The organism is Affinundibacterium danionis, assembly GCF_042432465.1.
In the GTDB taxonomy this organism is placed as follows: Bacteria; Pseudomonadota; Gammaproteobacteria; order Burkholderiales; family Burkholderiaceae_D; genus Undibacterium; species Undibacterium danionis.
The window spans coordinates 190,754-203,193 of sequence record NZ_JBHLXJ010000015.1; the positions used below are offsets into that span (position 1 = coordinate 190,754).

Annotated in this window: 10 protein-coding genes; 5 read left to right on the forward strand and 5 right to left on the reverse strand. The window is 45.1% G+C overall.

The window, feature by feature from the left end:
- The first annotated feature begins 31 nt into the window (after positions 1–31).
- The 3 genes from ACFFJH_RS14160 to waaC all read left to right on the forward strand — a co-directional run bounded on the left by ACFFJH_RS14160 (position 32) and on the right by waaC (position 4,796).
- A complete protein-coding gene (locus tag ACFFJH_RS14160; protein WP_390213509.1) occupies positions 32–1,930 on the forward strand; it encodes a polysaccharide biosynthesis protein in 1,899 nt (632 codons plus the stop codon).
- Positions 1,931–2,215: 285 nt separating this feature from the next.
- Positions 2,216–3,592, forward strand: a complete 1,377-nt coding sequence (locus ACFFJH_RS14165; protein WP_390213510.1) for a phosphomannomutase/phosphoglucomutase — start codon at positions 2,216–2,218, stop codon at positions 3,590–3,592.
- A gap of 205 nt (positions 3,593–3,797) precedes the next feature.
- Positions 3,798–4,796 carry a lipopolysaccharide heptosyltransferase I gene (gene waaC / locus ACFFJH_RS14170; protein ID WP_390213511.1) on the forward strand — a complete coding sequence of 333 codons (999 nt, stop codon included), beginning with the start codon at positions 3,798–3,800 and terminating at the stop codon, positions 4,794–4,796.
- A 601-nt stretch (positions 4,797–5,397) separates the two neighbouring features.
- On the opposite strand, the gene ACFFJH_RS14175 is transcribed toward waaC, so the two are convergent.
- From ACFFJH_RS14175 to ACFFJH_RS14195, 5 genes are all read right to left on the reverse strand, one after another.
- On the reverse strand, positions 5,398–5,892 hold the full coding sequence (locus tag ACFFJH_RS14175; protein WP_390213512.1) for an HAD family hydrolase: 495 nt from the start codon (positions 5,890–5,892) through the stop codon (positions 5,398–5,400).
- A 413-nt stretch (positions 5,893–6,305) separates the two neighbouring features.
- Entirely contained in the window at positions 6,306–6,632 is a 327-nt protein-coding gene (ftsB, locus tag ACFFJH_RS14180) for a cell division protein FtsB (RefSeq protein WP_390213514.1), read from the reverse strand.
- A 198-nt stretch (positions 6,633–6,830) separates the two neighbouring features.
- On the reverse strand, positions 6,831–8,114 hold the full coding sequence (gene eno / locus ACFFJH_RS14185) for a phosphopyruvate hydratase (RefSeq protein WP_189346543.1): 1,284 nt from the start codon (positions 8,112–8,114) through the stop codon (positions 6,831–6,833).
- Between the two features lie 245 nt (positions 8,115–8,359).
- Positions 8,360–9,214: a 3-deoxy-8-phosphooctulonate synthase gene (gene kdsA, locus ACFFJH_RS14190; RefSeq protein ID WP_390213515.1), complete on the reverse strand. Its 855-nt coding sequence runs from the start codon at positions 9,212–9,214 to the stop codon at positions 8,360–8,362.
- Positions 9,215–9,225: 11 nt separating this feature from the next.
- Positions 9,226–10,890, reverse strand: coding sequence for a CTP synthase (locus ACFFJH_RS14195; RefSeq protein ID WP_390213516.1), 1,665 nt, complete (start codon positions 10,888–10,890; stop codon positions 9,226–9,228).
- Between the two features lie 289 nt (positions 10,891–11,179).
- On the opposite strand from ACFFJH_RS14195, the gene ACFFJH_RS14200 reads away from it, so the two are divergent.
- Both ACFFJH_RS14200 and ACFFJH_RS14205 read left to right on the forward strand, forming a co-directional pair.
- A complete protein-coding gene (locus ACFFJH_RS14200; RefSeq protein ID WP_390213517.1) occupies positions 11,180–11,791 on the forward strand; it encodes a GNAT family N-acetyltransferase in 612 nt (203 codons plus the stop codon).
- 137 nt (positions 11,792–11,928) lie between these two features.
- Entirely contained in the window at positions 11,929–12,273 is a 345-nt protein-coding gene (locus tag ACFFJH_RS14205) for a terminase (protein ID WP_390213518.1), read from the forward strand.
- The last annotated feature ends 167 nt before the right edge of the window (positions 12,274–12,440 follow it).

The following is a 12,440-nucleotide window of genomic DNA, read 5'->3' on the forward strand; positions in this document are numbered from 1 at the left end:
TACAACACCAACCATTTGAATCGCCCTCATCATGATGCATACCCTAATTAATCTTCCGCGTATTCATAAGCAAATTATTGCTGGCCTAGTCGATGCTATTTTTTTGCCGCTGGCGTTTGTTTTGGCGATCTTTTTGCGTTATGACACCATCAATCTTGAATTACTCAAGCACTACGCCTGGCTCATTAGCGCCGTGCCTTTATTTGCAATTCCCATCTTTATCAAAATCGGTTTATATCGCGCAGTGATCCGCTATATCGATCACAAGATGGTTAGCGTGATCGTGATTGGGGTAACACTGTCTGTATTGGCATTAGCATTTCTAAACTTTATGTTGCAGCTAAATGCTATCTCACGAGCGGTATTTATTACTTACTGGTCGGGCGCGATACTTTACGTCGGTGCCAGCCGCTTAGCGGCACGTGCTTATCTCGGTGGTTTACGCCGCAATCCTAACGCAACCAAAATCGCCATTTATGGTGCGGGTACGGCTGGCATGCAGCTCGCTAATGCTTTGCGCGCAGGACACGAACTCGATTGCATCGCCTTCATTGACGACAATCGTTCCATGCATGGTTCATCCATTGCGGGTATCAAAGTCTATGCGGTTGAACAAATTCCTCAACTAGTGAAACACTTTGGCATCAAAGAAGTCTTGCTTGCTTTACCTAGCGTTTCAAAAGCCAAACAAAAACAAATTCTCGATCAATTAGAAACTTATAAAGTACGCGTCAAAGTCACACCGTCGATCAAAAGTTTAATCAATGGCGAATTACGTGTGCAAGATATTCGCGATGTCGAAATTGAAGACTTGCTAGGACGCGATCAAGTGGAACCAGATGAAGCATTACTAGCCACCTGTATTACCAATAAAAATGTTTTAGTGAGTGGCGCCGGCGGCTCTATCGGTTCGGAACTATGTCGCCAAATTTTGCGCCAAAAGCCCAACAGCTTAATGCTCTTAGAAATGTCAGAATTTTCGCTATATTCGATAGAGCAAGAATTAAGCGCCTTACGCGATCAATTGCAATTGAACTGCGAGATCAAACCTTTTTTAGGAGCGATACACGATAGCGCCAAGCTAGACAAAATTTTCCGTGGCTTTCAGATTGATACGGTATATCACGCCGCTGCCTATAAACATGTGCCGCTAGTCGAACATAATCCCATCGAAGGCATACGCAATAACGTATTTGGCACCTACAAATTAGCGCAAGCAGCAATCGATGCAGGCGTTAAACAATTCGTCTTAATCTCGACAGACAAAGCCGTGCGCCCGACCAATGTGATGGGCGCGACTAAACGCTTGGCCGAACTTATCTTGCAAGCCAACGCACGTCGTCAATCTGGCACACGATTTTGTATGGTGCGCTTTGGTAATGTACTAGGCTCCTCTGGTTCAGTGGTTCCCCTATTCCGCAAACAAATTATGCAAGGCGGCCCCATTACTTTGACGCATGCAGAAATCACGCGCTACTTCATGACTATCCCCGAAGCAGCTCAATTAGTTCTGCAAGCAGGTGCGATGGGGCAAGGTGGTGACGTATTTGTGCTCGATATGGGGGAACCGGTCCGCATAATCGATTTAGCACGCCGCATGGTGCATTTGTGTGGTTTGGAAGTGAAATCCGCTGAACACCCAGAAGGCAGCATAGAAATCCGTGAAGTCGGTTTACGCCCAGGTGAAAAACTCTATGAAGAATTGCTGATTGGCGACAATGTAGAACGCACCACGCATCCACTCATCATGCGTGCACAAGAAGCCGAATTAGCTTGGGAAGAACTCCAAGCCGCATTAGAAGAATTAGAACAAGCTTGCCAGCATTTTGATTATGAAAAAATTCGCAGTTTGATCCAACGATTAGTCGTTGAATATCAACCACAGTGCGGCATTGAAGATTTTATTTGGCAGTTGAAGAACAAAGCTTAGACGCGAAGTGTGTGGTAAGTACAGGCTCGGTCCGGTTAGACTCAAAATATCGAAGTGTCATCCCTGCGTAGGCAGGGATCCAGCGACTTTCAATTTTACGCCGCTGGATTCCCGCCCCCGACTCCTACATTCGAGGGCAGGCTCTTCGCGGGAATGACACCAATGAAAGTAAAGTTTAACTTGAACGCGTTAATAAAATATTGAGAATACAGAACGCAGAGTTTTTCAGTAAGCAGCTCTGCAACGAAACTTCTAAAAGAATTTGCTTTTTTTATTGAGAATATTATGTCCCTACTTTCCAAAAGTATTTTTAAAGCCTACGATATCCGCGGCATCATCGATAAGACTTTAGATGCCGATGTTGCCTACGCGATTGGACAAGCCTTCGGTAGTGCCGCGCTTGCCAAAGGTGAGAAGACTGTCGTCATCGGTCGTGATGGACGCTTATCGGGTCCGTCATTAGCGGCTGCCTTAGCAATGGGCTTGCAAGCGACTGGCATCAACGTAATTGACCTTGGCGTGGTCGCGACACCGATGGTGTATTTTGGTACCAATGTATTGGGTGCGACTTCCGGCATCATGGTCACAGGTAGTCATAATCCGCCTGATTACAACGGCTTCAAAATGGTGTTAGCAGGCGAAGCGATTTATGGCGATACCATACTCGCCTTGTATGACCGTATCGTCGCCAAAGACTTCGCAGTTGGCGAAGGTAGTTACAGCACTCACGACATCAAAGCGGCATATTTAGAACGCATCGTCAGCGACGTCAAGCTCACACGCAAAATCAAGATTGCGGTGGACTGCGGCAATGGTGTCGCAGGCGCATTCGCAGGTGACTTATACCGTGCGATGGGTTGCGAAGTGACTGAGTTATTCTGCGAGGTCGATGGCAATTTCCCGAATCACCATCCCGATCCTGCGCATCCGGAAAACCTGCAAGATCTGATTCGTTGCTTACAAAATTCTGACGCAGAAATTGGTCTCGCGTTTGACGGTGATGGCGATCGACTTGGCGTCGTCACCAAAGATGGTCACATCATTTACCCAGATCGCCAATTGATGTTATTCGCCGCCGATGTATTAAGTCGCAATAAAGGTGCACAAATTTTATATGACGTGAAATGCACGCGTCATTTGTCTAGCTGGATTAGGTCACATGGTGGCCAACCCTTAATGTGGAAAACTGGTCACTCGCTGGTCAAAGCCAAACTCAAAGAAACCGGCTCACCGCTCGGTGGCGAAATGAGTGGCCATGTGTTCTTTAAAGACCGCTGGTATGGCTTCGATGATGGCTTGTATGCAGGCGCACGCTTATTGGAAATCCTGAGCAAAGTCGCCGATATGACCACCACACTCAAAGATTTACCGCAATCAAGCAGCACGCCAGAGTTACAAGTCAAATTAAGTGAAGGCGAAAATTTTGCGATCATCGCTGAGATGCAAAAAAATGCCCATTTCCCTGGCGCGACCGAAATCATAGATATCGATGGTTTACGTGTTGAATATCCGGACGGCTTTGGATTAGCGCGCTCATCGAACACCACGCCAGTCATCGTCATGCGTTTTGAAGCAGAGACGCCGGAAGCTTTGGTACGAATTCAGGCTGCGTTAAAAGCGGCGATTCTGGCGGTGAAACCGGATGCAGTTTTGCCGTACTAAATCATTTGCTGTACCAAGCGACGAACTAGCCGCAATATTCCCTCTCCCGCAAGCGGGAGAGGAGTAGGATAAGGGCGATTCAGTTGACCGATAAAGTCAGGCAATACGCTTAGCAAAACTACCGTCAAAGCATGCTTTGACTCACCCGCCCCTTCTCCCGCCTGCGGGAGAAGGGAGAATTCACAGAATCCTATGGACTAACAAAGTGAAAATTCTTCTCATCCGTGTTTCTTCTTTAGGCGATGTACTCCATAACATGCCCATGGTCGATGACATCAAGGCGTATTACCCCGACGCACAAATTGATTGGGTGGTGGAAGAAGCCTATGTGAATCTGGTCAAACTTCAACCCAAGGTGAATAAGGTCATCGCCTACGCGCAACGACGTTGGCGTAAAAGTTTGGGCAATAAAGAAACACGTGCTGAGATCAAACATTTTTATCGCAGCTTGCGTGAAGAAGCTTACGACTTTATTTTTGATACACAAGGTTTGCTGAAAACCGGCATCATCATGGGCATGGCGCGTAAATCAGCCAATGGTAAAAAAGTCGGCTTAGCCAATGGTACGGAAGGCTCAGGTTATGAAGGCATTTCCAGAATTTTTCATGATGTGAGTATTCCGGTTGATCGTCGCACCCATGCGGTTTTACGTGGTCGTTTAGTAGCGGCTGCTGCATTGAATTACCAAGTCAATACGCCAGCGAGTTTTGGTTTGCAAAAACTCGATTTACACCCGACTTGGATGCCCACATCGCCTTACATCGTGTTCTTTCATGGCACTGCTGGAGAATCAAAAAAATGGTCACGCAACAATTGGATCAGTACCGCACGCGACCTACAAGTCACCGGCTGGCCCATCTTACTACCGTGGGGGAGCGAAGCCGAAAAACGTGAAGCCGAAGCAATGGCAGAACACATGGGTAACGCACAAGTTTTACCCAAACTATCGATGCAAGAAGCCACCGTATTAGCGCAAAAAGCGGCCTTAGTGATAGGCGTTGACACGGGCTTAGTTCACATCGCAGCCGCGTACGAGACACCCACCATAGAAATTTACTGCGATTCACCACGCTGGAAAACAGAGGGAAATTGGTCGGACAAAATCATCAATCTAGGTGATAAAGGCTCACCGCCTAGCGTGGCTGAGGTGGAGATTGCGTTTGAGAAGTTACTAGGACTCGCCAAATCTAAAGAATTTATGTGAGAAGCTATCTAAACATAAAGACCTAAAATGATCTGCAGGTAAGTCATTTCAATTTTCATCAATCCGCGCCCCAACACTCAAATTTGAATAACACGGCCTATCAAGTGAAAAACACTTTTAGGCGTTAAAGTTGGAATATAAAGCCTTGTATGCGCAGTAGAGCTGCATCCCGACGATGTCAACTTAGATGATAGCTCGGGTGAATTTTATGCAGAAATCGGACTGAAAAATAAAGCGATACTCGCTTATCAAAAAGCTTTATCGCTCCATCCTCAGTATCCCAATCCGGCCATGGCAAGGGCGAAAATTATTGATTTAGGTAAACGCCCCTAACGAGCTTAGTGAATACATGTGCCGAGCGATTGACTCTGAGACAGGAAACCAACTCTGCAGCGGCCCCATAAGAGCAAATCTTTTACGGATTCTTCAGATAATCGGTGCAATGATCGTGTCATTAGTCATGTTAGGTGGAGACATCATTTTATTTTTTTTAAGCTCAACGTTCAATTGAAATACGCGAACGCAAATCAGTAAGCTTTAACTTTGCCCGAATTGTCGTGTCATTTTCGAATGCCATCTTAGCGTAGTATCCTTCTTAGCATCACAGCAAACTCAACGTTTCAAGAGTCTCTCGCACCGCAATCAAGCCAACGTCATCACATTCTCCCTGGTAGGATTTCACAAGCAAGTGGTTTCTAGGTTGCCGTACTATTTTCTCGGGACTATCGTCAACAATCGTAATATTCTCTACGATATAACCTTGGCTTTGAACTTTCCGTAAATCTTTGATGTAAACATAGCCATTTGTCTTCGTATCGACCTTTTGAACACATTTCTCGACTGACCAAGCAAATTTGAGTGGGTACTTTTCGCCGAATATTTGCTTTGTAACCTCCATCACATATTTTGTGCTTGATGAAGACCAGACTGCAACATCAAAACGATTCGCAGTAAACGATAAAAGCTCATGGACATAGGGTCTCAAATAAACGAAATAAGGCTCAACCACGAAATCGGGCTCATACGATAATTTCGTTTCAGTCGCATGAACTAAAGTCTCATCAAGGTCAAATATGACAAGCCTGCGTGTCGTCATAGAATTTGCGCTAACATGATTTAATTTTCATTTTAAAAAGATACCCGAACACCCCAAAAAAGACAATTTTTTTACGCTTGCAGGCCGCATGAACACTAGCTATTTTTCAATATACTAGTGAGACATACTGTATAAACAAATGGGCAAAAGTATCAATCCAGCGAGGTGTCAAATATTCGAATGGATCACAAAAATCGACCAACCTCTTGACGTTTTTTTCGGTGCAAACTGTGCTTACGATGATTAGTAATTGAACGCCTTTAATGTAGAGCATAGGGCATTTTGTTTCCCTAGAATGTGATGGGAACTCTAGACTCAATTACATACTAGAGTTCATCCAACTCAGGCATTTTAAATTATTTAATAAGTCCTAGGACTTGAGATATTACGGACAAGACAAAGAATAAATTTGATCAATTTTTCTTGGCAGCAGGTTTGATGACTTGTGGTTTACTTTCGACCTGACTACCTTCGTCCAAAATCTGGACAAAAATTTCGTCTTTTTTGATCATCCCTAATTCAAATCGGGCGCGTTCTTCGACTGCGGCTGTACCGTTTTTTAAGTCTTGTACCTCGGAGTCTAATTTAGCGTTGCGCTCTTTTAGACCTTCATTTTTCACCCGCGCTGCGGTCACTTGTTTATCTAATTCACCAACACGCAGCCAGCCGCCTTTACCTAACCACAGCGGATACTGGATCAGGACTAACAGAGCTAGTAATGCGATGGTGATTAGACGCATGTGATCTTAGGTCGGAGAAATAATTCAAAGAAAATTTAGACCAGCTTTTAGAAAGTATATCGATAACTTCTATAGAACAAACTACTGCTCTAGCGTCATGCCGGACTTGATTCGGCATCCATGTTTTTTTTACTCATGACGCTAATTACATGGATACCGGGTCAAACCCGGTATGACAATTCAAGCTACTCGACGCTATTACTTCAAATTGTAGAACGCATCACGACCTGGGTAGCTAGCGATTTCGCCCAAATCTTCTTCGATACGCAACAACTGATTGTATTTCGCCATACGATCAGAGCGAGACATCGAGCCAGTTTTGATTTGCAACGCATTCGTACCGACTGCGATGTCAGCAATCGTGCTGTCTTCTGTTTCACCAGAACGATGTGAAATCACGGCAGTGTAACCAGCACGCTTTGCCATTTCGATGGCAGCAAAGGTTTCTGTCAAAGTACCGATTTGGTTGATCTTGATCAGGATAGAATTTGCGATACCTTTTTGTATGCCTTCTTTCAAAATCTTGGTATTAGTGACGAACAAGTCGTCACCAACGATCTGTACTTTCTTACCGAGTTTTTCAGTCAGAATCGCCCAACCTTCCCAATCGCCTTCAGCCATACCGTCTTCGATAGAGATGATAGGATATTTATCGCACCAAGTCGCTAACAAGTTAGTGAAATCGGTAGAAGACAAAGTCAAGCCTTCGCCTTCCAAATGGTATTTACCATCTTTGTAGAATTCGCTCGCGGCGCAATCTAAGCCCAAGGCGATTTGTGTACCTGGTGTGTAACCGGCCGCTTCAATCGCTTGAATGATCAACTTAATTGCTTCTTCATGATTTTCTACGGAAGGTGCGAAACCGCCTTCGTCACCAACTGCTGTCGTCAAGCCTTTGTCATGCAAGATTTTTTTCAAACTATGGAATACTTCAGCACCGTAGCGTATCGCTTCACGGAAAGTTGGCGCGCCAACTGGGATGATCATGAACTCTTGCAAGTCCAAATTATTATCCGCATGCGCACCGCCGTTGATCACGTTCATCATTGGTACGGGCAATTGCATTGCGCCTGAGCCACCGAAATAACGGTACAAAGGCAACCCGGCTTCTTCTGCTGCCGCTTTTGCTACTGCCATTGACACTGCCAACATCGCGTTTGCACCTAAGCGTGCTTTGTTTTCTGTACCGTCCAAGTCGATCAAGGTACGATCCAAGAATGCTTGTTCGTTCGCATCTAAACCCATGATCGCTTCTGCGATTTCGGTATTGATGTTTTCACAGGCTTTTAAAACGCCCTTGCCCATATAACGGGACTTATCACCATCGCGCAATTCGATCGCTTCACGAGAGCCTGTTGATGCACCTGAAGGCACAGCAGCACGACCCATTACGCCAGATTCCAACAACACATCACATTCCACAGTTGGATTGCCGCGTGAATCAATTACTTCACGACCGATAATATCAACGATAGCACTCATGCAAATTCTCCTAAACAATCAAATGACAAAAATATTGATTTCAAGTCTGATGCGACGCATCACAAACAATTGGGTCTAATCTTGTAGAAACTGCGCACACAATTCGAGTATTTCGTTTGGTCTGCATCGAGTCTCTTCTTCAAAACACATGTATGGTTTTGCAGCGATCATCATCCATTCATACATTGAAACCGATGATAAAAATTTGCCCCGCAAAGCTATTTGACTTGGCGAGGCATTTCATCTTAATTAAAACTAGATTCTAAAAATCCGTTTTTCTTAACGATGCGATCTAAATCTAATAAGGTTGCGAGCAATTCTTTCATGCGTCCGAGTGGGACTGCATTCGGGCCATCAGACATAGCTTGCGCAGGATTTGGATGTGTCTCCATGAACAAACCCGAGATACCCACCGCTACTGCAGCACGCGCCAATACCGGCACGAATTCACGTTGACCACCAGACGAAGTACCTTGACCACCAGGCAACTGTACAGAATGCGTTGCATCAAATACGACTGGGCAATTGGTTTCGCGCATGATGGCTAATGAACGCATATCGGATACGAGATTGTTATAACCAAAGGACACGCCGCGTTCGCAAGCCATGAAATTATCTTCTGGCAAGCCAGCTTGCTTTGCCGCCAAGCGCGCTTTTGCGATCACATTGATCATGTCGTGTGGTGCTAAAAATTGGCCTTTTTTGATATTCACTGGTTTGCCCGATTGCGCACAAGCTTGAATGAAGTCGGTTTGACGACACAAAAATGCTGGCGTTTGCAAGACATCGACAACCGCTGCAACAGGTTTGATTTCATCGATCTCATGAATATCAGTCAGCACAGGCACATTCAATTGCTTCTTCACATCCGCCAAAATCTCCAAGCCCTTTTCCATGCCTAAGCCACGGAACGACGTACCGGAAGAACGATTGGCTTTATCGAAGGACGATTTATAAATGAAAGGAATACCGAGCTCACTCGTAATCTCTTTCAATGCCCTTGCAGTATCCATCGCCATTTGATGCGACTCAATCACGCAAGGACCTGCAATCAAAAAGAAAGGCTGATCCAGACCGACGTCAAATCCACATAATTTCATGGTCAAACTCCTTATGCTTGCGCTTGATTGTTCACCAAAGCAGCTTTTGTTGCTGCTTTGTGTGCCAAGGCCGCTTTTGCAAATGCGGTGAATAATGGATGACCATCGCGTGGTGTCGATTTGAATTCAGGATGATATTGCACACCTAAATAGAATGGATGCACGCTCTTCGGCAATTCAATAATTTCACATAAATCTTCGGTCGGTGTACGCGCAGATACAACCAAGCCCGCATCTTCGACACGTTTTAAGTAATGATTATTTGCTTCATAACGATGGCGGTGACGTTCAGTCACGACGTTACCATAAATATCGGATGCCAAAGTATTTGGTTGAACCGCGCAGGTCTGTGCACCTAAACGCATGGTACCGCCGAGGTCAGAGTTTTCATCACGCAATTCGACTTTACCATCGTGGCTTTGCCATTCATTGATCAAAGCAACCACAGGTTGTTCTGTTTCGAGATCAAACTCAGTCGAGTTCGCCATCGCCAAGCCCGCTTTATTGCGTGCATATTCAATCAAGGCGACTTGCATACCTAAGCAAATGCCGAGGTAAGGAATCTTGTTTTCACGTGCATAACGTGCTGCCAAAATTTTGCCTTCTACGCCACGTTTACCGAAGCCACCTGGAACCAGAATCGCATCGTATTTTTCCAAGGCTTTGGTGCCATGCGCTTCGATTTCTTCGGAATCAACGTACTCGATATTCACGCGGCTTTCGGTATGAATGCCAGCATGACGCAATGCTTCTGTTAACGATTTGTAAGACTCGGTCAAATCGACATACTTTCCTACCATGCCGATCGTGACTTCTTCTTTCGGATTTTCTAAAGCGTAGATAAGCTTATCCCACATCGCCAAATCCGCTGGTTTTGGTGTCAATGCTAATTTATCGCAGATGATCTTGTCTAAGCCTTGATCATGCAACATTTGTGGAATCTTGTAGATTGTGTCCGCATCCCATACTGAGATCACGGCCTCTTCAGCCACATTGGAGAACAAAGAAATCTTGGCACGTTCATCATCCGGAATACGACGATCAGCACGGCACAATAAAGCATCTGGGAAGATACCGATTTCACGCAATTTTTGTACGCTGTGTTGGGTTGGCTTGGTTTTCAACTCACCAGCAGACGCCAAATAAGGAACCAAAGTCAAATGTACGAAGGCTGCAGAATTCTTACCTGAACGCAAACTCAATTGGCGAGCCGCTTCCAAGAAAGGTAAGGATTCAATATCACCAACCGTACCACCGATCTCGACCAAAGCGACGTCAAAACCAGCCGCGCCACGATGAATGTATTCTTGGATTTCATTCGTAATGTGTGGAATAACTTGAACAGTTTTGCCCAAATATTCACCGCGACGTTCTTTACGAATCACTGACTCATAAATTTGACCGGTGGTGAAGTTATTCACTTTTTTCATCTTCGCAGAGATGAAACGCTCGTAGTGACCCAAATCCAGATCCGTCTCAGCGCCGTCATCTGTAACGAACACTTCACCGTGTTGGAATGGGCTCATGGTACCCGGGTCCACATTGATATAGGGATCGAGTTTGAGCATGGTAACTTTGAGGCCGCGTGATTCAAGAATAGCAGCGAGTGAGGCAGCAGCGATGCCTTTGCCTAGAGAGGAGACGACGCCCCCAGTAACGAATACGAACTTAGTCATTGCAGAAGGTGCCCAACGGCACAAGCGGGAAATTCGAATTATACCTCATGGCGCCCTTGATGACACATGAGTCAGGAGATTTTTTCTACTCGAAGCCAAGTAAAAATTTCTTTAAAGACAATTAAAATAATGCATAATTTGAGCGTCAATTTTACCTAAAGCGGGAAACTAGGCGCTTCCAAACGCATCAATACAAACCAGACAGGTACAATTTTTAGTTATGAATAATATTAAGCACAATCTTATTACAAGCTAACTCCCTGCTTAGTCACTTCCGAAGAAATCAGACATGTCCTCATTTATCCACTATTCGCTTGGCAGCTTTTTACCTTCCACATCCAAGTTAGAACAGTTGTTTGATCACAGAACCTTGCCAGCACTACATCTACCAGACGGTGCAGCAATTGCTGTCACACTACGCCCTTTGTGTGCGGCAGATTTACCGACTTGGTTCGACTATTTACGGCTAGACGAAATTCGTCAACGCACCAGTTGGAATGTCACTTCACCTGCCGACTTGCAACAATTTATTCACCGACCTGATTGGTCACATCCCAGTGCGCAGATCAAATTCGCGATCGCCAACAAACACGATGATCAATTAATAGGTACTATCGGCTTTCATACTATCTCAGAGCCAAACCGAAGCGTGGAAATCGCCTATGATTTAAATCCAGCATTTTGGGGCAAAGGTATTGCCACGGTAGCTTGTAGTGCACTCACGCAGTGGGCACATCAACATGGACAATTTCAGCGAGTGCAAGCCACCGTTTTAGACAATAATATCAACTCTCGACGCGTCTTAGAAAAATGCGGTTTCCATCTCGAAGGGCATTTAAGAAAATACCGTATTGTCCGAGGCGAGTCTCGTGACTATTGGATATTTAGTCACGTTATTTAAAATTAGCCGTGTGCTTTGTCCAATTGAGGCTCGATGTACGCTGTCATTCATGTAAAAATAATGAACGAATGTGAATGTGGACTTAACCGCAAACACAAACTCAAACGCAAAACCAAAACATAAAAAGGAATAAGGTCATGCTCAAATTAATTCAATGGCAATGGGAAGGCTATACCGAATTTCATCGTTCACGCCTTAATTTAGTCATGCATATCGTGCTCGTGCCCGGATTTATCTGCGCCAATCTTTATTTGATCAATAGCCTAGTCAATGGCGACTATGTATTTGCGCTGCTTTCTTTGGCGACGATGGGACTCTCTATTGCATTACAAGGAATAGGACACAAACAAGAGCCGCAAGCGTCGATTCCATTCACGAGTGCGTGGAATGCAGTGTCACGCCTGCTTGTGGAGCAATGGATTAACTTCCCTCGCTTTGTACTGACAGGCGGCTGGTGGCGCGCCCTGCAGCAGGCGTCTTGAATCGAGCGGCTACTTGATACTTTTAGCTTTGACCTTACGCGAAGCCTCAAGCTTATTTAGGTTCACACCCGCCACAATGACCCAGAAAAATTAGTTTAAATCGTCACATCTTGGCGACACTATAAATAAACGCCCTTATAACATCCTATACATCTTATAAAATCTTA

Excerpts from the sequence above, each read along its gene's own strand:
- ACFFJH_RS14160 (WP_390213509.1), top strand. The coding sequence starts at position 32 with ATGATGCATACCCTAATTAATCTTCCGCGTATTCATAAGCAAATTATT.
- ACFFJH_RS14165 (WP_390213510.1), top strand. The coding sequence starts at position 2,216 with ATGTCCCTACTTTCCAAAAGTATTTTTAAAGCCTACGATATCCGCGGC.
- ACFFJH_RS14175 (WP_390213512.1), bottom strand. The coding sequence starts at position 5,892 with ATGACGACACGCAGGCTTGTCATATTTGACCTTGATGAGACTTTAGTT.
- ftsB (WP_390213514.1), bottom strand. The coding sequence starts at position 6,632 with ATGCGTCTAATCACCATCGCATTACTAGCTCTGTTAGTCCTGATCCAG.
- eno (WP_189346543.1), bottom strand. The coding sequence starts at position 8,114 with ATGAGTGCTATCGTTGATATTATCGGTCGTGAAGTAATTGATTCACGC.
- kdsA (WP_390213515.1), bottom strand. The coding sequence starts at position 9,214 with ATGAAATTATGTGGATTTGACGTCGGTCTGGATCAGCCTTTCTTTTTG.
- ACFFJH_RS14195 (WP_390213516.1), bottom strand. The coding sequence starts at position 10,890 with ATGACTAAGTTCGTATTCGTTACTGGGGGCGTCGTCTCCTCTCTAGGC.
- ACFFJH_RS14200 (WP_390213517.1), top strand. The coding sequence starts at position 11,180 with ATGTCCTCATTTATCCACTATTCGCTTGGCAGCTTTTTACCTTCCACA.
- ACFFJH_RS14205 (WP_390213518.1), top strand. The coding sequence starts at position 11,929 with ATGCTCAAATTAATTCAATGGCAATGGGAAGGCTATACCGAATTTCAT.